The 18,362-nt window shown below is 72.5% G+C and carries 16 protein-coding genes; 10 read left to right on the top strand and 6 right to left on the bottom strand.

Annotated features, from left to right (window positions below; genetic code table 11):
* Positions 1-47: 47 nt before the first annotated feature.
* On the bottom strand, positions 48-461 hold the full coding sequence (locus OG788_RS33675) for a DUF6114 domain-containing protein (protein WP_406374895.1): 414 nt from the start codon (positions 459-461) through the stop codon (positions 48-50).
* Positions 461-1,135 carry a DUF6230 family protein gene (locus tag OG788_RS33680; RefSeq protein ID WP_266763579.1) on the bottom strand — a complete coding sequence of 225 codons (675 nt, stop codon included), beginning with the start codon at positions 1,133-1,135 and terminating at the stop codon, positions 461-463. The genes OG788_RS33675 and OG788_RS33680 overlap by 1 nt, the downstream gene beginning before the upstream one ends.
* 711 nt (positions 1,136-1,846) lie before the next feature.
* On the opposite strand from OG788_RS33680, the gene OG788_RS33685 reads away from it, so the two are divergent.
* A complete protein-coding gene (locus OG788_RS33685) occupies positions 1,847-2,512 on the top strand; it encodes a Tat pathway signal sequence domain protein (protein WP_351554255.1) in 666 nt (221 codons plus the stop codon).
* Between the two features lie 18 nt (positions 2,513-2,530).
* Here the strand turns inward: OG788_RS33685 and OG788_RS33690 are convergent, their stop codons facing one another.
* Complete coding sequence (locus OG788_RS33690) at positions 2,531-3,490, bottom strand: lytic polysaccharide monooxygenase (protein WP_406374896.1); 960 nt, start codon at positions 3,488-3,490, stop codon at positions 2,531-2,533.
* A gap of 408 nt (positions 3,491-3,898) precedes the next feature.
* Here OG788_RS33690 and OG788_RS33695 point away from each other — a divergent pair, with 408 nt between their 5' ends.
* Both OG788_RS33695 and OG788_RS33700 read left to right on the top strand, forming a co-directional pair.
* On the top strand, positions 3,899-5,095 hold the full coding sequence (locus tag OG788_RS33695; protein ID WP_406374897.1) for a damage-control phosphatase ARMT1 family protein: 1,197 nt from the start codon (positions 3,899-3,901) through the stop codon (positions 5,093-5,095).
* 239 nt (positions 5,096-5,334) lie between these two features.
* On the top strand, positions 5,335-6,237 hold the full coding sequence (locus tag OG788_RS33700; RefSeq protein WP_406374899.1) for a hypothetical protein: 903 nt from the start codon (positions 5,335-5,337) through the stop codon (positions 6,235-6,237).
* Between the two features lie 65 nt (positions 6,238-6,302).
* On the opposite strand, the gene OG788_RS33705 is transcribed toward OG788_RS33700, so the two are convergent.
* Complete coding sequence (locus OG788_RS33705) at positions 6,303-7,574, bottom strand: cytochrome P450 (RefSeq protein WP_406374900.1); 1,272 nt, start codon at positions 7,572-7,574, stop codon at positions 6,303-6,305.
* A gap of 235 nt (positions 7,575-7,809) precedes the next feature.
* Between OG788_RS33705 and cyc2 the strand changes: the two genes are divergently transcribed.
* Positions 7,810-9,987 carry a germacradienol/geosmin synthase Cyc2 gene (gene cyc2 / locus OG788_RS33710; protein WP_406374901.1) on the top strand — a complete coding sequence of 726 codons (2,178 nt, stop codon included), beginning with the start codon at positions 7,810-7,812 and terminating at the stop codon, positions 9,985-9,987.
* Positions 9,988-10,084: 97 nt separating this feature from the next.
* Here cyc2 and OG788_RS33715 read toward each other — a convergent pair whose 3' ends face one another.
* On the bottom strand, positions 10,085-10,822 hold the full coding sequence (locus OG788_RS33715) for a glutamine amidotransferase-related protein (RefSeq protein ID WP_406374902.1): 738 nt from the start codon (positions 10,820-10,822) through the stop codon (positions 10,085-10,087).
* A gap of 94 nt (positions 10,823-10,916) precedes the next feature.
* Between OG788_RS33715 and OG788_RS33720 the strand changes: the two genes are divergently transcribed.
* The 5 genes from OG788_RS33720 to OG788_RS33740 all read left to right on the top strand — a co-directional run bounded on the left by OG788_RS33720 (position 10,917) and on the right by OG788_RS33740 (position 15,638).
* Positions 10,917-11,783, top strand: coding sequence for a LysR family transcriptional regulator (locus OG788_RS33720; protein WP_406374903.1), 867 nt, complete (start codon positions 10,917-10,919; stop codon positions 11,781-11,783).
* Between the two features lie 104 nt (positions 11,784-11,887).
* Positions 11,888-12,550 carry a PDZ domain-containing protein gene (locus OG788_RS33725; RefSeq protein WP_406374904.1) on the top strand — a complete coding sequence of 221 codons (663 nt, stop codon included), beginning with the start codon at positions 11,888-11,890 and terminating at the stop codon, positions 12,548-12,550.
* A gap of 246 nt (positions 12,551-12,796) precedes the next feature.
* The gene (locus OG788_RS33730) at positions 12,797-13,417 is read left to right on the top strand and encodes a LysE family translocator (RefSeq protein ID WP_351536860.1); all 621 of its coding nucleotides are present in this window, start codon (positions 12,797-12,799) and stop codon (positions 13,415-13,417) included.
* Positions 13,418-13,511: 94 nt separating this feature from the next.
* The gene (locus tag OG788_RS33735; protein ID WP_406374905.1) at positions 13,512-14,636 is read left to right on the top strand and encodes an aminopeptidase P family protein; all 1,125 of its coding nucleotides are present in this window, start codon (positions 13,512-13,514) and stop codon (positions 14,634-14,636) included.
* 63 nt (positions 14,637-14,699) lie between these two features.
* Positions 14,700-15,638, top strand: a complete 939-nt coding sequence (locus OG788_RS33740) for an aminoglycoside phosphotransferase family protein (protein WP_406374906.1) — start codon at positions 14,700-14,702, stop codon at positions 15,636-15,638.
* A 39-nt stretch (positions 15,639-15,677) separates the two neighbouring features.
* Here OG788_RS33740 and treZ read toward each other — a convergent pair whose 3' ends face one another.
* On the bottom strand, positions 15,678-17,423 hold the full coding sequence (gene treZ, locus OG788_RS33745) for a malto-oligosyltrehalose trehalohydrolase (RefSeq protein WP_406374907.1): 1,746 nt from the start codon (positions 17,421-17,423) through the stop codon (positions 15,678-15,680).
* 194 nt (positions 17,424-17,617) lie between these two features.
* Here treZ and OG788_RS33750 point away from each other — a divergent pair, with 194 nt between their 5' ends.
* Positions 17,618-18,169 (top strand): FHA domain-containing protein, encoded by a 552-nt coding sequence (locus OG788_RS33750; protein ID WP_406374908.1) that lies wholly within the window; start codon positions 17,618-17,620, stop codon positions 18,167-18,169.
* The last annotated feature ends 193 nt before the right edge of the window (positions 18,170-18,362 follow it).

The raw sequence follows: 18,362 nt of genomic DNA on the forward strand, positions 1-18,362 counted from the left end.
GTACAGGCAAGTTGCCCACGGCTCCGGGTCCGTTGCGTGCGCCCGGCTCAGGCGTGTCCGCGACGCAGCAGCCGCCGGCGCGGCTTCTGGTCAGGCAGCCAGCCGAACGTGAGGCAGCTGCCGACGGCTCCGAGGAGCAGACCGATGAAGAAGCCTCCGAGGTTGGAGGTGAGCCAGGTGCCCAGGGACAGGAGGATGCCCAGCAGGGAGTAGAACAGGCGCTGGGCCGGGTTGAAGAGGATCAGCAGGCCGCACAGCAGCATCATGGTGGGGAGCAGATAGCCCGCCAGGCCCTGCATCCCGATGTGCATGACGACCTTCAGCGACGCCTTCTCGGTGAGGAGGATCTCCGCTCCCGCCAGGGCGAGCAGCAGACCGCCCCAGAAGGGGCGGTGCGCACGCCACTGCCGGAAACCGGCCCTCGGGCTCCGGGCGCTGTCCGTTCGGACTTCTGAGCTCATCAGCAACCCTGCTCGCTGAAACGGAGCTTGAGGCCGGGAAGCTTGAACACCGCCGCCGTGGTCGCGTAGTTGGTCTGGCGCAGGTTCGCGATGCGCACGGTGTCGGCCTGCTGGCTGAAGACGCCCTTGGGGCCCTGGACACCGGCCTTGTCGAGGGTGCTGGCGTCGTTGCCGATCTCGATGTTGTCGAAGGAGGCGTCGCCGGACAGTTCCGTGGAGTCGGTGGTGAGGTGGCTCGCCTGCACCTTGTCCGCCCCGCTGCCCGCCGTGATGAGCAGGTTCGTGCCGCCCAGGTCGACGCTCTGGCACAGCTTGGTGAGGGTCGCGTTCTTGATCGCCGAGGTGACGATGAGGACCTGGCCGCCCGTGTCGCCGGCGTTCGGACTGTCCTCCGCCATGTTGTCGAGGCCGCCGAACTGCTCGAAGCCGGTGCCGTTCAGCTCGGTGGCGGTGACCGTGAACGGCATGCCGGAGATGGCGAACTGGACGCCGAGGGCGCCCTGGGCGGTGAGGATCATCAACCCGGCGGCGACCGCGGTGGCGGGCAGTGCCATCACGGCGGCGCGGCGCAGACGGACCCGTCCGCGTCTGTTCTGTCCGTCGGCGGCTGAACCGCTTTCCGGGGTCTCGGGCGTGGAACCGGTGGACGCCGTGGCGTCCGGGGACGAGGCCATGTCTGCTCCCTGGGCACATTCGATGCGGGTCGGGCTCCAGTGGCGCGTTGTCCTGGCGCGGACAGCGGCTGCGGCGCACGCCTCCTCGCGCCTCCCGGCGGTTGCAAGGGCTTTCTCGTTACGCAGCAGTAGCCGTCGAGGAAGTTACCGGGGGTTACATGCAGGGTCAAGGGACCTGTGGGAAAACCGTGCCCGTTGTGCCCCACCTGTGAACACGCGTCGACGACAGGGGTGCCTTGACCTTCAACTTCCTTGCCACGCCTTGACGTTGACCATCCATCAGGTCTACAACTCTCCCTTGTTTCCCCGGATCCGTGGCGCCGGATCCGTCGGCCGACGCGCCCGTCACCTCCCGGACCCCGTTCTGCACGGGGCGGTCATGGCGTGTTCCGGAGCGGCCCAGGCGCGTACGCCGAAACGGCGCGCACCCTCGGCCACTCCCCGTTCCCGCGGCACCGGCACGGTCGCCTTCCCCTCCGGGCCGTACCGGTCGCCCGGCTGTCGCTGCCGGTCCCTGGCGCACGGAGAAGGCGTCAGGGACCGGCAGCGGTCCTTTCTCGCGCCACCCCCGCACCCCGCGCCGGATCATCGAACCCGCCGGCCCCGCGCGGCCGTTCCACCCCGCACACCCGCGCCACCTTCTCGACCCGCACCCCCGTGCCCCGGCGCGGTCAGGCACCCCACACCCCCATCGGAGAAGAGGCACCCCCCATGCGTACTCGATCCCTGCTCGCCCTCGTCGGCGTCGTCGCGGCCCTGTCGGCGTCCGCGGTCGTCCCCGCCTCCGCGGACGACGTCCCCGTGCTCACCACCGGCAGCGCCGGAGGAACCCCCGTCGCCGTCGGAGACGTGCTCAAGGCCTCGCTCGCGAGCGGCACCACGGCCACGCTCTACTCCAGCAGCACCGGCACGAGCGGTGTCTCGTGTTCCGCGTCGACGTTCACCGCGACCGCCACCGACAACCCGGCGGCCCCCGGAACGGCCACCGAGTCGCTCACCGGGCACACCTTCGACAGCAGCTCGTGCAGCAGCAACGTCGTCGGCGTCCTCGGCGTCACCGGCATCACGGTCGACAACCTGCCGTACAGCACCGCGGTGGGCTCCGACGGATCCGTCACCGTCACCCCGGCCGAAGGGTCCACCATCCAGACCACGGTCAAGCTGCGCACCCTGCTGGGCACCCTGAACTGCGTCTACCGGGCGCCGAGCCTGTCCGGCACGGCGAGCAACACCGACAACAGCATCACCTTCGCCAACCAGCAGTTCACCAAGTTCTCCGGCTCGTCCCTGTGCTTCAGCAGCGGCTACTTCACCGCGAAGTACGCCCCCGTCACCGACACCAGCCAGCCGGACAGCCCGGTGGTCTACGTCAACTGACGCTCACCGGGCCCGTGTTCACCGCCGACGTCGCAGGGTGACGGCGATTCCGGCGGTGAGGAGCAGCGCGGTCGCCGCTCCCCCCGCGACCAGGGGGAGGGCGGGTCCGCCGCCCGATGTGCTGTCGGCGGCGGGAGACAGATCATCGGTGTCCGTCTCCCCGGCGGATGAACCGACCGCAGGGGAGGGCGAGTCGGCGGCCGGTGACGCCGGCGTGCGGCTGGGCGGCGAGGTCGCCAACTTGGTCGACCCGGAGGTGTCCTTGGTGCTCTTGCCACCGGACGTGCTTCCGGTGCTCTTCGAGGACGACGTGCTCCCCGCCGGCTTCGACGCCGTGCTCCCGCCGGAGAACACCACGTCCGAGCAGGAGTAGTAGGTGTCCGACGTGCTGGAGTTCTGCCAGATCGTGAACAGCATCTGGCGGCCGGTGCGGTCGGACGGCAGCTTCGCTGCGATGCGGTAGGCACCGTCGACCAGCGCCGGGTCGGTGGCCGTGGCGAACGGCTTCTCCGGCAGGTCGGACCACTTCAGAGGACGCGTCGGGCTGTAACCCGGCTTGGTCAGAAAGAGCTTGAAGGTCCCCGTGTGCGGGATCGTCGAACTGTACTTGAGGGTGAAGGCCGCGCCGGGCGTCAGACGCGTCGACGGAAAGTCGGCACGGGCCAGGTCGAGGCCCTTGTAGGCGGGCAGACCGCCGCTGCACAGCTTCCCGTCCGGGATCACCGAGCGGTCCCGGCCGTTGACGCCGGCCACCCGCAGGTTGTCCCACGCGGTGAAGGGCGCGCCGTTCGCGGCGATCGCCGCCCGGCAGGCCGCCGTCCGGATCAGACCGCCGCCCTCCGGCGAGCACGCGGCCACCCGGCTGACCGGAGACGTCGGCGCGCCGTGCGCCGAGGCGGGCCCGGCGGCCCACGTCGCGAGGAGCAGCGGCGCCGCCAGGGCGACAGCGGCCGCGGTTGCGGTGCGGTAGGCGGACATCCGGAGGTCTCCTCGGTGCGTCGGCGAAGCGGCGTGCCACCGCGCGCGGCCGGGACGCACTCCTCGCACGGGGCACCGTGCAATACGGGGCCACGGCGCCGTGCGTTCAGATCCGCGATCCGTGTGAAACGGGGTCATCTCGGCGAACCGGGGCGGACGGGAGCCGATTCGCGGCCCGATCGAGGGTTTTCCCGCTATCCCTCCCACCCGCCCCTTGCCTATCGTTCAGCGCGACCGCCCACGGCAGCTGCGAGCCCCGTGTCCAGGACACGGCCACGCAGCACACCGCGCGGTCGACAGCTCGAAGCCGACCGACCAGGCCGACCGCTGGGCTCTACGGGGGGAGGGGCCGCCCGGCGCGCACGCGCGTCGGACGGCCCCTTCTGCCCAGCCGGTACGGTGAGCGGCATGCCTGAGCCCGCCGCGTCCGCCCGCCCCGCCGCCGATGCCGACGACGCGCCGGTGGTCGTCAGCTCGGTGCGGGGCTCGTTCCCCTGGAGCGTGCTGGCCGAGAGGCATCCGGCGCTCATCCGCAAGGTGGCGGACGCCTTCCCGTACGGCCCCGAGCAGCGCCACGCGCTCGACGCCCTGCTCAGGAGCTGCGCCGAGGGGGTGGTGGAACCGCTCGCGGCGACGGCCGCGGACCGCGGGCAATGGGATGCCTGGGGCGGCCGGGAGCACTACGGCCGGTCCTGGTTCGACGTTCCCTTTCTCTGGTCCGAGAGCTACTTCTACCGCCGGCTCCTCGAAGCCGTCGGCTACTTCACCCCCGGACCGTGGCAGGGCATCGACCCCTTCCGCCCCTTCAAGCTCGCCGAACTGGACACCCCGGAGGCCGACGAGGAACTCGCCGCGCTGGACGACCTCGCGCGACGGCCGGCGGAGGAGCAGGAGGAGGCGCTGCTGCACGGCTCCCTGTGGGGCAACCGAGCTGATCTCGGGTTCCGGCTGGCCGGCGCGGAGGGCGGGACGGCGGCCGACTCCCAGCTCGTGGCGAACGACGGAGAGGTGCTGCGGTCGTTCTTCACGGGCGGCACCCTCTGCCTGGTCGCGGACAACGCGGGCCGGGAACTCGTCCCCGACCTGCTCCTCATCGACCACCTGCTCCGCCACGGCCGGGTCGAGCGGACCGTCCTTCAGGTGAAGCCGTACCCGTACTACGTCTCCGACGCCACGACCGCGGACGTGATCGACGCCCTGCGCCGCCTCACCGGAGCGAAGGGGGCGGCGGGCGAGGCCGGGAGCCGCCTCTGGGGCGCCCTGTCCGAGGGCCGCCTCACCGTCCGCACCCACCCCTTCGCCTGTGCCCCGCTGCCCTACGCGGACATGCCCGAAGACCTCCGGCGGGAGTTCGCCGCGGCCGACGTGACGCTGCTGAAGGGTGACCTGAACTACCGCCGTCTCATCGGTGACCGCCTCTACCCCGCGACCACGCCTTTCGCCGTCGCCACCGCCTCTTTCCCCGGCCCGGTGGCGGCGTTGCGCACCCTCAAGTCCGATGTCGTCGTCGGACTCGCCTCCTCCGTCGAGGCCGCCCTCGACGCCGCCGAGGACCACCGCTGGCGCACCAGCGGCACCCACGCGCTGATCCAGGCCAGACGCTAGCGGCGACACCCCCCGGTCCGGACCTCGCGCGGGGTCCCGAAGTGCTGGAGCGATGCCCGGACCTGGCCGTTCCCGGTGAGATCAACGACTGTGCAACGGTCGATGCGGCAAGGTCACTTCTGCCGAACTGCCCTTTAGAATCGACGTGTTGAGTCAATCACGTGTGGTGGTACCCCGGCTCCACCGTCCGGCCCGGACGTCTGATCGCACGCCCGACGACTTCGGAGAAGGAGCACAGGATGCAGGATCGGCCCGAGGACGTCCCGGCGCAGCCCCAGGCACAGACGTCGCCCCCACCCGGCTCCACGGCTCCGCCCGCCCCCGCGAACCAGTCGCAGGCGCACCACCAGCCGTCGGCGCTGCCCATGCCCAGACCCGAACCCGTGCCGGGCAATCCGTACCCGGGCCCGGGTACGGCGAACAGCTACGGCCCGCCTCCCGTCTACCCCCCGGCCCAGCAGTACGCCTACGGGCAACCGCCGGGCTTTTCCCCGCCGCCCGGCGGCAGGGGCACCGCGGGACGCGCGGTGCTGTGGGCGGCGGTCGGCGCGGTGGCCGCCTCCGCGCTGTGGGCCGGCGGGGTCTTCCTTCTCCGCCCACTCGGCGACGACCCGGATCTGGCGGGATACCGGGCCAAGGCCAACCTCTGCTCCGCGGTCGACTACAGCGCCCTGCGGACCGAGTACGCCGAGGAGGACAGCGCGCCCACGCACAGCGCGCTGAAGCACAAGGCCATCGACGAGAGCTACTGCAGCATCTCCCTGAAGAAGTCGTCCAGTTCCTCCTACTCCGACGCGTATCTCTCCGTGCAGGTGGATCTCCACAAGACGACCGATCCCTCCGCCGAGTTCACCGCCGTGTGGTCGGAGTACAACCAGCGTTACGACGACTACGAGGTGGAGAAGGTGTCCGGTTTCGGTGACGAGGCCTATCTCGTCACCGAGGACACCACCTCCGGCTCGGGAACCAGCGGCAGCCGGGCGGTGATCCTCGCGGTGCGCGACGGCTGGATGACCTACCAGATGAGCTGGAGCGTCTACACGTCGTCCTACGAGACGACCACCCCGCCCGAGGTCGGCGATGTCTCACGGTGGGTGAAGACCGACACCCGCTCGACACTGGAGAACCTCCGCTCCGGCTGACCGGACGACGAGGCGGGCGGCGCACGGCAGGACCGGGCCGGTGAACCAGTGCGCCGCTCCAGTGCTCAAGTCACCCGAAGAGGGAGGGACTTGATGCCGTTGACGAAGTTGGAGACGAGACGTCCGGGCGGCCCCGCGGTCTGCAGCGAGGGCATGGCCCGCACGGTCTCCTCGTACAGCACCCGCAGTTGGAGCCGGGCGAAGTGGGAGCCCAGGCATACGTGCGGGCCGTCTCCGAAGGAGACATGGGGGTTCGGGGCCCGGGACAGGTCGAGCCGGTGGGCGTCGGCGAAGACGCGTTCGTCGTGGTTGGCCGAGGCGTGGAAGACGACCACCTTGTCGCCCGCGCGCAGCCGCCGGCCGGCCAGCTCCGTGTCCACGGCCGCCGTCCGGCGGAAGGTGAGCACCGGAGGGTGCACACGCAGCAACTCCTCCACAGCCGTGCCGGGTCGATGGCGGCCCGAGCGCAGACCCTCGTACGCCTCCGGATGCTCCGCCAGTGTCAGCAGGCCCCCGGGGGCCGCGCCGCGCACGGTGTCGTTGCCCGCGATCGTGAGCAGGAAGAAGAACATCTCCAGTTCTTCCGGGGCGAGTTCGGCGTCGGCGGCGAGGGTGGTCAGCACGTCGTCGGCGGGACGACGCCGCTTGAACTCGGCCAGTTCCCGCGCGTAGGCGAACATGTCCCGCAGCATCGCCGGGGAGCGCGGGTCGACCGGCTTCCCCGTCGGGCCGAGGACCGCGGGGCCCGCCTCGTCGGGGTCCTGGTAGCCGATGACCCGCCGCGTCCAGTGCAGCAGCAGCCCCCGGTCGCGCTCGGGTACGCCGAGCAGGTCCGCGAGGTTGAGCAGGGCGTAGTCGTCGGTGACCGCGGAGACGAGGTCGCTGGTGCCGTCGCCGGACCGGGCCTCCCGCACCGCCCGCCCCAGCAGCGTGCGGGCCCGCTCGCGCGCCACCGACGCGAAGTGCTCGATGCGGCGCGGGGTGAACGCCCGGCTCACCAGACGTCTCAACCGGCCCTGTTCCGGAGGGTCCTGATTGAGCATCATGCGCCGGATGAACGGCAGATCCGCGGGGTCGGGATCCCGGATCTGGGTCGCGCCGAGATACGAGGAGTACGTCGAGGAGTCCTTGAGCACCCGGGCCACGTCCGCGTGCCGGGTCACCGCCCAGAACCCGGGACCGGCCGGCCAGCCCAGTACCTCGGGTTCCTCCTGCCAGGCCACCGGGTGGTGATCGCGCAGAACGCGGTAGGCGGCGTGGGGCACCCCGTCGGCGTACCGTCGCGGGTCGAAGACGTCCGGAACGGGAGGCACGTCCGGCCGTGGTGCTGCGCTCATGAACATACGGCCACGGTGGCGGGCGGACACCGCGTCGGCAAGGGGGCGGGGGCCGGGCCCTGTGCCCGCCCGGGCCGGAACCGTGGCGGTGCCGCGGGCGCGGGCCGAGGCGCTGCCCCCGGATCCCGCCCGGACGCGGACGCCGCCATGCGCGGCTTTCGTACCGATTCACGCGATGGTGTGATCATGTCCTGGCCTGCGGATGTCCGCTCGGAGCCATGGGTAGGGCCCGGCCATGACGCAGCCGTTCGAACTCCCGCACTTCTACATGCCGTACACCGCCCGGCTGAACCCGCATCTGGACGAGGCGCGGGCCCACTCGGTCGAGTGGGCCCGCGGAATGGGCATGCTGGAAGGCTCGGGCATCTGGGAGCAGTCCGACCTCGACGCACACGACTACGGCCTGTTGTGCGCGTACACCCACCCCGACTGCGACGGACCTGCCCTCTCGCTCATCACCGACTGGTACGTGTGGGTGTTCTTCTTCGACGACCACTTCCTGGAGACTTTCAAACGCACCCAGGACCGCGCCGGCGGCAAGGCCTACCTGGACCGGCTGCCCCTCTTCATGCCGCTCGACCTGTCGACTCCCGTACCCGAGCCGGAGAACCCCGTCGAGGCCGGGCTCGCCGACCTGTGGGCGCGCACCGTGCCCTCGATGTCGACCCAGTGGCGCAGGCGGTTCGCCGTCTCCACCGAGCATCTGCTCAACGAGTCGATGTGGGAGCTGTCCAACATCAACGAAGGGCGGATCTCCAACCCCGTCGAGTACATCGAGATGCGCCGCAAGGTGGGCGGCGCCCCGTGGTCGGCGGGGCTCGTCGAGTACGCGACCGCCGAAGTGCCCGCGTCCGTCGCCGGGGCGAGGCCGCTGCGCGTCCTGATGGAGACGTTCTCCGACGGTGTCCACCTGCGCAACGACCTCTTCTCCTACCAGCGGGAGGTCGAGGACGAGGGCGAACTCAGCAACGGCGTCCTCGTCCTGGAGACGTTCTTCGGCTGCACCACACAGCAGGCCGCCGAGACGGTCAACGACATCCTCACCTCACGGCTCCACCAGTTCGAGCACACGGCGCTCACCGAAGTGCCCGCGCTGGCCGTGGAGAAGGGGCTCACCCCTCAGGAGATCGGCGCCGTGGCCGCGTACACACAGGGCCTCCAGGACTGGCAGTCCGGCGGCCACGAATGGCACATGCGCTCCAGCCGCTACATGAACGAGGGCGCCGTCGAGGAGGCGCGCCCCCTCGGCACGGGCGGGTTCGGGACGTCCGCCGCGGACATCGGGGCGCTGCTCTCCGCGGCCGGCGCGGAGCGGCTGCGCGCGTACACCCACGTCCCGTTCCAGAAGGTCGGACCCTCCCTGCTCCCCGACTTCCACATGCCGTTCGAGGTCACGCTCAGCCCGCACCTCGCGGGTGCCCGGGACCGCCTCGTCACCTGGATGCACAGCACGGGCATGCTCCAGGAGGGCGTCTGGGACGAGGACAAACTCATCGCCTACGACCTGCCGCTCTGCGCGGCGGGCATCCACCCCGACGCGACCCCCGAGGCGCTCGACCTCAGCTCGCGGTGGCTGGCCTGGGGCACCTACGGCGACGACTACTACCCGCTGCTCTTCGGCAACCGCCGCGATCTGGCCGCCGCCAGGCTGACCACCGCGCGCCTCTCGGCGTGCATGCCCGTCCACGGCGAGGAGCCCCCCGTCCCGGTCAACGGCATGGAACGCGGTCTGATCGACCTGTGGCGGCGCACCACCGCGGAGATGACCCCGGACGCGCGGGCCACCCTGCGCGCGGCGGTGGACGTGATGACGGAGAGCTGGCTGTGGGAGCTGTCCAACCAGATCCAGAACCGCATCCCGGACCCGGTCGACTATCTGGAGATGCGCCGGGCCACCTTCGGTTCCGAGCTCACCATGGGCCTGTGCCGCCTCGGCCACGGACCCGCGGTCCCGCCGGAGGTCTACCGCAGCGGCCCCGTCCGGTCGCTGGAGAACGCGGCCATGGACTACGCGATGCTCCTGAACGACGTCTTCTCGTACCAGAAGGAGATCGAGTACGAGGGGGAGGTCCACAACGGCATCCTCGTCGTGCAGAACTTCTTCGGCTGCGACTACCCGACCGCGCTCCGCGTCGTCCATGACCTGATGACCCAGCGCATGGAGCAGTTCCAGCATGTCGCCGCCCATGAACTACCCATCCTGTACGAGGACTTCAAGCTGTCGGAGGAGGTGCGCGGGATCATGCAGGGCTATGTCGTGGAGCTGCAGAACTGGCTGGCCGGAATCCTGAAGTGGCACCAGGACTGCCGCCGTTACGGCGCGGCGGACCTGGCGCGGCGCGCCCATGGATTCGTGCCGGACCAGGCGCCCGCGCTGCCGTTCGCCTGGCGCGCGGAGCCCGCCTCGCTCTGACGGGCTCCGGCGGCCGGCGGCCTCGGTGACCTCGCGGACCTCCTCCGCGAGGTCGGGGTCCGCCTCGCGCCCGTCGGCGACCGGACGGTGCGGGCGCTCAGGCGGGCCCGCCCGCGGGTGTGAGGCCGGCGTGGGCCACCGCGGCTCGTGCCAGCGCGCGCAGGACCGGGTGCGGGCGCGAGCCGTCCCCCGCCAGCTCCGGCTGGAACAGGGTGGCCAGGAAGAAGGGATGGTCCGGGAGTTCGGCGATCCGGACGTGGCCGTCCTCGTCGTGCCCGCTGAACCGCAGTCCGTGCGCGCGCAGTGTGTCGAGGTGCCGCGAGGGCCCGTAGGCGCAGTGGTAGCGCTCGACCGTCCGCTCGGAGCCGATCACCGCCTGGGCGAGCGAACCCGGCTCGACGGTGACGGTGGCCTCGTGGCCGACGAGCGAGCAGGCGAGCGGTTCGATCAGGAGGTCGTCGGCGTCGGGGTCGTTCTCGGCGTGCGCGGCGCCGGTGAGACCGCAGACGCCACGGGCGTACTCCAGCAGGGCGTGCTGGAAGCCGCCGCAGGTGCCGAGGAAGGGGATACCGCCCTCACGCGCCGTACGGATCGCCGTGAGCACACCGGCCTCGCTGCGGTAGGGGCTGCCCGGGAGCACCCACACCGCGTCGAAACCGCGTACCGCCTCCGGGTCCCGCGCGTCCTCGGACGGAATCCAGTAGGCGTCCAGCACGATCCGGTCGCGCCGGGCGAGGGCGTCGAGCAGGAGCGGGACACGGGTGTGCGAGACGACGTTGGGGGAGCGGTCGCCGACCAGGGCGACCCGGGCCGTGGGCACGGTGTTCGTGGTCATGCCGTTCATCCTGTGGGCGGCATCCCGTTCACGTCCAACGATGATTACTGCACCCTCGATAAGCGTTGCTGATGGGCTGCGCGATCCTGAGCGCATGGACCCGCATCTCCTGCGTACGTATGTCACCGTGGCGCGGCTCGCGTCCTTCTCGGAGGCCGCGCGCGAGCTCGGCTACACCCAGTCCGCGGTCTCCCAGCAGATCGCCGCCCTGGAGCAGGACCTCGGCGTGCCCCTGCTGACCCGGCGGCCCGTCGCGCCCACCACGGCGGGCGAGCGGCTCCTCGAACACGCGGAACCGCTGCTGCTGCGCCTGGAGGCGGCCCGCGCCGATGTGGCGCGGATGGCGGCCGCGCCCGAGCACGGGCTGACGCTCGCGGTGACACCGACCGCCCTCGGGCCGCGTACGGTCGCGGCCCTTCCCACGGCGGGCGTGACCCTGCGCGTGCTCGCCCGCGACGAGGTTCCCGCGGCGGTCGCCACCGGCACGGCCGACCTGGGCCTCGTCGACGGACTCGCCGCGCCGAGCGACCCCCTCCGGCTGCCCGACGTGGCCCCGCTGACCACGCACGGCGTCAGCGAGGAACCGGTCTGCGTGCTGCTGCCCGCGTCCCATCCGCTCGCCGGGCGCGCGGGCCTGCGTCTCGGCGACCTGGTGGACGCCCGCTGGCTGGACGCCCCAGGCTCCGGCCTGCCGCTGGACCAGCTGCGCGCCGCGAACGGCGGCGGCGGATTCCGCCCGGCACTGCGCTACGACGGCACCGACCTCCGGACCCTCACCGCCCTGGCCGTCGCGGGCCACGGCCTCGCGCTGCTGCCGCGCACCGTGGCCACCGGTGTGCCCGGGGGAGCCGCCGTGCTCCTCGTCGCGCCCCGGGTCGTGCACCGTACGGAGCTGGTGCACGGCGGATCGCCGCGCGGAGCGGCGGCGGCCATGGCGGACAGACTTCTCGAACGGGGATGACAGTCTCACTCGTTAGGGAATCGTCGCGCGCCGGAGGCCGGGGTAGAGCAAGGGCCGGGGGCGGTCCGTAGGACATCTGCCAGAACATCTGCCGGAGGCGACCCATGGAACAGACCGCGTTGCGTCCCAAGCCGATGCCCGGTCAGGACCCGGGCGGTGGCGGTGGCGGTGGCGGTGGCGATGGCGGTGGTGGTGGTGGCCGTCCGCCCGGCGAGACCCGCCGTCCGCACGCGGCGCGGCGCCGCGGCAGGCGGCTGATGACCCTGCTGTTCAGCCTGTTCGTCGGGTCGGTGCTGGTGCTGTCCGGCGTGGGGCTCGGCACGGTCGGCGCGACGGTGATCGGCATGAGCAGACTGGCGGACCTCCGGAAGCAGGCCGGTGCGGCCGGGCAGACAGGGCAGACCCCGGGCGTCTCCGGGGTGCCGAGGCCCGGTGGCTCCACCACCGAGTCCGGCAGCGGCAGCCCGATCCCGTCGGGGCGGTCCGGGGAGGGGACCGGCCGGGCGGCCCTCGGGATCGAGGCCGTCGACGTCCCCGAGGGCGGAGGCGCGCTGGTCGTCGGGGTGCACATCCCCGGCCCCGGCTACACCGCGGGCCTGGTGCGCGGCGATGTCCTGGTCGCCGTCGGCGGGACCGAGGTCTCCTCGGCCGCCGGCCTCGCCCGCGTGGTGGCGGACGCTCAGCCGGGCAAGGAGGTCACCCTCGACGTACGCCACGCGAACGGCACCCGGCGGCAGCTGTCCGCGCTCCCGGGCATCGTGACCTGAGACGGGCGGTCCGGGCGGTGCGGGTCCGGTGTCCCGCCGCACGCCGGGTGTCCCCGCGGCCGGCCGGACCGTCGTTCGCGGGCTCCGGGGGCCTCGCCCGGCGGTGAGCGGGCGCGAGCCCCGGAGCGGCAGGACGCCGGGAAACGGCTCCGAGCGCCGGCGGATGCCCGGGGAGGCTCTCGGACCTGCCGGGCGCTCGGGGAAAAGAGGCTGGCCACGGGGGACGCGGGCCGCCAGGATGGCCGCATGCTGAGCACCCTCCTCGCCTTCCTCGGCGCCTGCACGCTGATCGCCGCCTCGCCCGGCCCGAGCACCGTGCTGATCATCAAACAGTCGCTGCGCAGCCGGCGGTCCGGCTTCCTGACCGTGCTCGGCAACGAGACGGGTGTCTTCGTGTGGGGTGCCGTCGCCGCCCTCGGCCTCACCGCGCTGCTGGCCGCCTCCGAGATGGCGTACGACGTCATGCGGATCGTCGGTGCCGTCGTGCTCGTCGGCTTCGGCGTCCAGACGCTGTGGCAGGCGCGCCGTACCAAGGGGGCCGTAGACGGCGGCTGGGAGGGCCCGGAGAAGAGCGGCTGGGCGTCCTACCGGGGCGGGCTGCTGCTCAACCTCGCCAACCCGAAGGCGGCCGTCTTCGCGATGTCCTTCCTGCCGCAGTTCGTGCCCGAGGGCGCCCCGCATCTGCCCGCCATGCTCGGCCTCGCCGCGCTCTGGGCGGTGTACGAGGTGGGCTACTACGGCCTGTACGTGTGGTTCGTCGGCCGGATGAAGGCCGTCCTGTCCCGGACGGGCGTACGCCGGCGCCTGGAGCAGGTCTCCGGAGGCGTCCTGCTGCTCCTGGGAGCCCGCCTCGCCCTGGAGAGCTGACCGGCGACAGGCACAACCGGCTCGCGCGCACCCCACCGGAGGGGCAGGATGCTGCCGTAGCCCCCTGGGGAACTCCGGACACACGGAGGTATGGATGACCACCGCCGCACCCGCGCCCTTCACCGCCGGCGACTACGAGGCCCGTATGCGGCGCGCCGCCGACGCCGCGGCCGACGCCGGTCTCGACGGCGTGCTGGTCGCGCCGGGGCCCGACCTGGTGTGGCTGACCGGGTACCGCCCGGTCGAGACCGAGCGGCTCACCCTGCTGGTACTGCGGGCGGGACACGACCCGGCACTCGTCGTGCCCACCCTGGAGGCGCCCGACGCGGCCAAGTCGGCCGGCGCGCCCGCGCTGACCCTCCACGACTGGACCGACGGCACGGACCCCTACGAGGCGGCCGCGCCCCTCCTGGAGCGCGCCGGCCGCTTCGGCATCAGCGACAACGGCTGGGCCCTGCATCTGCTCGGCCTGCAGAAGCGGCTCCCCGACAGCCGGTACACCGCGCTGACCGAGGCCCTGCCGATGCTCAGAGCCGTCAAGGACCAGGCGGAACTGGACCGGCTCGCGGCCGCAGGAGCGGCCGCGGACGCGGCGTTCGAGGAGATCCGGAAGGTCTCCTTCGCGGGCCGCAGGGAGTCGGAGGTCTCCGGTGACCTCGCCGATCTGCTGCGCCGGTTCGGGCACTCCCAGGTCGACTTCACCATCGTCGCCTCGGGCCCCAACGGAGCCAACCCGCACCACGAGGCCGACGAGCGGGTCATCGAGCGCGGCGACATGGTGGTCCTGGACTTCGGCGGCCTCAAGGAGGGCTACGGCTCCGACACCTCCCGCACGGTCCACGTCGGAGAGCCGGACGACGAGGAACGCACGGTGCACGACATCGTGCGCGAGGCCCAGGAGGCCGGCTTCCGTGCCGTGCGGCCCGGTGCCGCCTGCCAGGACATCGACCGCGCGGCGCGCGCCGTCATCAAGGACGCCGGGTACGGCGAATACTTCATCCACCGCACCGGGCACGGCATCGGCGTCACCACCCACGAACCGCCCTACATGGTCGAGGGCGAGGAACAGCCCCTGGTCCCCGGCATGTGCTTCTCCGTGGAGCCGGGCATCTATCTGCCCGGCCGGTTCGGGGTCCGGATCGAGGACATCGTCACGGTGACCGACGACGGCGGACGCCGCCTCAACACCACATCCCGCGAGCTGGTGATCGTCGACTGACGTGCGACCGCCGACCGCGCGGCAACCGCTTCGCCCCCGCCCCCGGACGACAAGGGCGCGACCATGACCCAGACACCGACACCGACCACGGAAACAGTCCGCCGACTGGTCCTCTCGCTGCTGGCCGACGACACCGCGCCGGGCCCGGGACCGGAGGTGCGGCCCGTCGCCGAGGGGGGCGGGCACTCCACCTGGTGGGTGGGCCGACGCCATGTGCTGCGACTCACCCGGGACCGCGACGCCTCTCTGCGTCAACGCCGTGAGCTGCGGCTGCGCGACCTGATCCGGCCGCTCATCGGGGTCGCCGTCCCGGTGAGTGTCGCGCGGGGCGAGTGGGCGAGCGGACTGAGCTACACCCTCGACACCTTGCTGCCCGGCGTCTCCGGCGAGCAACAGGACGTCTCGGCCCTCGGCGAGGCCGACCTGGCGGGGCTGCTGACCGGGCTGCGCGAGGTCCCCGTACGCCAGGCCGAGACGCTCGGTGTGCCGCGCACCCCGCCGCGCTCCCTGGAGACCCTGCGGGCCGACGCGCTACGCGCCGCCGAGCGGCTCCCCGCCGAGGAGTTCGACCCCGCGCGGTTCGCCCAGCTCGCCGCGCCCGCCGCCGTCCAGCTCGGCGCGCAGACCGGCGCCGCTGTCCTCGTCCACCACAACCTCCTGGGCGAACACCTCGTGGTCAGCCCCGACGGACGGGTGCGCGGCGTCCTCGACTGGACCGACACGGTCCTCGGCGATCCGGCCGAGGACATCGCCGGGCTCGCCACGGCAGTCGGCGCCCCCGCGGCCGTGCGCGCCGCCACGCTCGCCGGATACGGCGCCCGCCCCTGCCTGCGCGGCCTGTGGCTCGCCCGCTGCGACACCGTCATCCGGCTCGCCGACCGCCACCGCGGCCGCGACGACAGCCCCTTCCCGCTCCTGGAGGCCCGGCTGAGGCGCGCCTGGGAGTCGATCCTGCTGGAGCGGGTCACGGATCTGCGGGACGGACCGGACGACGTGCCGTAGGGCGCGTGCGGCGCCTCCAGAACCTCTCCACCGGGCGCCTCAGGCCTGCGTCAGCACCACGCACGACTCGCCCGGCACGTTCAGGAGCCCGTCCGCTCCCGGTGCTTCGACCGGGTCCCAGGACGCGAGGATCCGGGCGCGGCGGATACCGAGGGGGATCGCCGCGGGGTCCTTGGACAGGTTCACGGCGACCCGGACGTCCCCGCGCCGGACGGCGAGCCAGCGGGCGCCCGGATCGTGGGCGACCCTCACCGCCGCGAGATCGGGGTCCGAGAGGTCGGCCTGACCGTGCCGCAGGGCGATCAGCTCGCGGTACCAGGCCAGCACGCGCGCGTGCGCGGGCGCCTCGGGCTCCGACCAGTCGAGACAGGAGCGGTCCCGGGTCGCCGGGTCCTGCGGGTCCGGGACGTCCTCCTCGGCCCAGCCGTGCGCCGCGAACTCCCGCCGCCTGCCCCGCCGTACGGCCTCCGCGAGCTCGGGATCGGTGTGGTCGGTGAAGAACTGCCACGGGGTGCCCGCGGCCCACTCCTCCCCCATGAAGAGCATCGGGGTGAACGGCGCGGTCAGCGTCAGTGCCGCCGCGCAGGCCAGCAGCCCCGGGGAGAGGGAGGCCGAGAGCCGGTCCCCCTGGGCGCGGTTGCCGATCTGGTCGTGGGTCTGCGCGTAGCCGAGCAGCCGCTGCGCCGAGACGCGCGCACGGTCGAACGGGCGGCCGTGATGCCGTCCGCGGAAACTGGAGTACGTGCCGTTGTGGAAGAAGCCCGACGTCAGCGTCTTGCCCAGTGCCGCGAGCGGGGCGCGGCCGAAGTCCGCGTAGTAGCCCTGGGTCTCACCGGTGAGCGTGGTGTGCAGCGCGTGGTGGAAGTCGTCGTTCCACTGGGCGTGCAGCCCGAGACCGCCCTCCTCGCGGGAGGTGATGAGCCGCGGGTCGTTCAGATCCGATTCCGCGATCAGGAAGAGCGGCCGCCCCAGGTCGCCGGCGAGCGCGTCCACGGCCGTCGACAGCTCCTCCAGGAAGTGCAGCGCACGGGTGTCCCGCAGCGCGTGCACCGCGTCCAGGCGCAGTCCGTCGATCCGGTAGTCGCGCAGCCAGGCGAGCGCGCTGCCGACGAGGTACGCGCGCACCTCGTCCGAGCCGGGCGCGTCCAGGTTCACGGCGGAGCCCCAGGGGGTCTGATGGGTGTCAGTGAAGTAGGGCCCGAACGCGGGGAGATGGTTGCCGGAGGGGCCGAGGTGGTTGTGCACGACGTCGAGGACGACTCCCAGGCCGAGTTCGTGCGCCCGGTCGACAAAGCGCTTCAGCGCCTCGGGGCCGCCGTACGGCTCGTGCACGGCCCACAGGGAGACACCCTCGTAGCCCCAGCCGTGCCGGCCGGGGAACGGGCACAGCGGCATCAACTCGACGTGTGTGACGCCCAGTTCCGCCAGATGCCCGAGCCGCTCGGCCGCCGCGTCCAGCGTGCCCTCGGGCGTGTACGTACCCACGTGCAGTTCGTAGAGGACCGCGCCCGGCAGCGCCCGCCCCGTCCACTCGGCGCGCCACGGGTACCGCCCCTGGTCGACCACCGCGCTCAGTCCGTCGGGGCCGTCCGGCTGCCGGAGCGAGCGGGGATCGGGCAGCACGGGGCCGTCGTCCACCGAGAACCCGTACCGGGTCCCGTCCTGGGCGTCCGCGTCGCCCGTCCACCATCCGGCCCGCTCGGGATCGCGGTCCAGCGCGCTGGTGACACCCGCGCAATGGAGCGTCATCAGGTCGGCCTGCGGTGCCCACACTTCGAATCGCACAGACGGTTCCCCCTTGTCGGCTCGCTGTGACATCGGCCCGACCATGGTGCTTCACCGGAGATCAATTCGCTTTCGGATCCACCCTTTTGCCGCGTGTTCGTCGCCCTTTGGCCGCGCGAACGGCTCCACGCGGCCCCTCGCGTCGTTTCGGGCTCTTCTGGACACCCCGTCGTTACTGCCCGACAATCACCATCGTGACGTCGTCCTTCGAGTTCCACACGTACCCCGCGCGGCTGTCCGACGCGGAGCGCGACCGGGCGCTCAAGTCCCTCCGCGACGGCGTCGCCCTCGGCCGCCTCTCGCACGACACGTTCATCCGCCGCATGGAGCTGGCCCTGGCCGCCCGCCGGTCCGACGAACTCGCCGTGCTCACCGCCGACCTGCCCACCGAGCGCCGCTGGTCGAAGCTGGTGTTCGGCAGCGTGGAGGCCGTCTCCGGCTTCACCGTGCGGCTGCGCAGGGCCTGGCGGGCCGAGCGCCTGCCCAAGCTGCAGCTGCCCAACCCCGGCAGCCCCTACCCGCTGCGCATCGGCCGCGACCCGGCGAGCGGGCTGCGCCTCAACCACGAGACGGTGTCCCGGGTGCACGCCGAGCTGAGCCGGCAGAGCGGCGTGTGGGTGCTGCGCGACCTCGGTTCGACCAACGGCACGACCGTCAACGGCCGCCGCGTCATCGGCGCGTCCGTCGTGCAGAACGGCGACCAGATCGGCTTCGGCCGGATGCTGTTCCGCCTCGCCTCGGACTGAGCCGCGGCGTCCGGGAGGGCGCCCGGCCGAGTCGTGGTGTCGCGGCGGGCGCCGTCCGGCCGGGCGCGCTGCCCGGCAGCGCGCGGGTCCTGGGGCGCGGTGTCCGCCGGGGAGTCCACGCGTTCCGGCTCCTCGTCCACCGGACCGGTGTCCACCCGCGGATCTCCGCAACATCCCCCGCCTCCCGCGGTGT

This window comes from Streptomyces sp. NBC_00647 (assembly GCF_045207245.1).
GTDB lineage: Bacteria > Actinomycetota > Actinomycetes > Streptomycetales > Streptomycetaceae > Streptomyces.

Bases quoted from the DNA above. Each gene is read 5' to 3' on its own strand.
- OG788_RS33675 (WP_406374895.1), bottom strand. From the start codon at position 461: ATGAGCTCAGAAGTCCGAACGGACAGCGCCCGGAGCCCGAGGGCCGGT.
- OG788_RS33680 (WP_266763579.1), bottom strand. From the start codon at position 1,135: ATGGCCTCGTCCCCGGACGCCACGGCGTCCACCGGTTCCACGCCCGAG.
- OG788_RS33685 (WP_351554255.1), top strand. From the start codon at position 1,847: ATGCGTACTCGATCCCTGCTCGCCCTCGTCGGCGTCGTCGCGGCCCTG.
- OG788_RS33690 (WP_406374896.1), bottom strand. From the start codon at position 3,490: ATGTCCGCCTACCGCACCGCAACCGCGGCCGCTGTCGCCCTGGCGGCG.
- OG788_RS33695 (WP_406374897.1), top strand. From the start codon at position 3,899: ATGCCTGAGCCCGCCGCGTCCGCCCGCCCCGCCGCCGATGCCGACGAC.
- OG788_RS33700 (WP_406374899.1), top strand. From the start codon at position 5,335: ATGCAGGATCGGCCCGAGGACGTCCCGGCGCAGCCCCAGGCACAGACG.
- OG788_RS33705 (WP_406374900.1), bottom strand. From the start codon at position 7,574: ATGAGCGCAGCACCACGGCCGGACGTGCCTCCCGTTCCGGACGTCTTC.
- cyc2 (WP_406374901.1), top strand. From the start codon at position 7,810: ATGACGCAGCCGTTCGAACTCCCGCACTTCTACATGCCGTACACCGCC.
- OG788_RS33715 (WP_406374902.1), bottom strand. From the start codon at position 10,822: ATGACCACGAACACCGTGCCCACGGCCCGGGTCGCCCTGGTCGGCGAC.
- OG788_RS33720 (WP_406374903.1), top strand. From the start codon at position 10,917: ATGGACCCGCATCTCCTGCGTACGTATGTCACCGTGGCGCGGCTCGCG.
- OG788_RS33725 (WP_406374904.1), top strand. From the start codon at position 11,888: ATGGAACAGACCGCGTTGCGTCCCAAGCCGATGCCCGGTCAGGACCCG.
- OG788_RS33730 (WP_351536860.1), top strand. From the start codon at position 12,797: ATGCTGAGCACCCTCCTCGCCTTCCTCGGCGCCTGCACGCTGATCGCC.
- OG788_RS33735 (WP_406374905.1), top strand. From the start codon at position 13,512: ATGACCACCGCCGCACCCGCGCCCTTCACCGCCGGCGACTACGAGGCC.
- OG788_RS33740 (WP_406374906.1), top strand. From the start codon at position 14,700: ATGACCCAGACACCGACACCGACCACGGAAACAGTCCGCCGACTGGTC.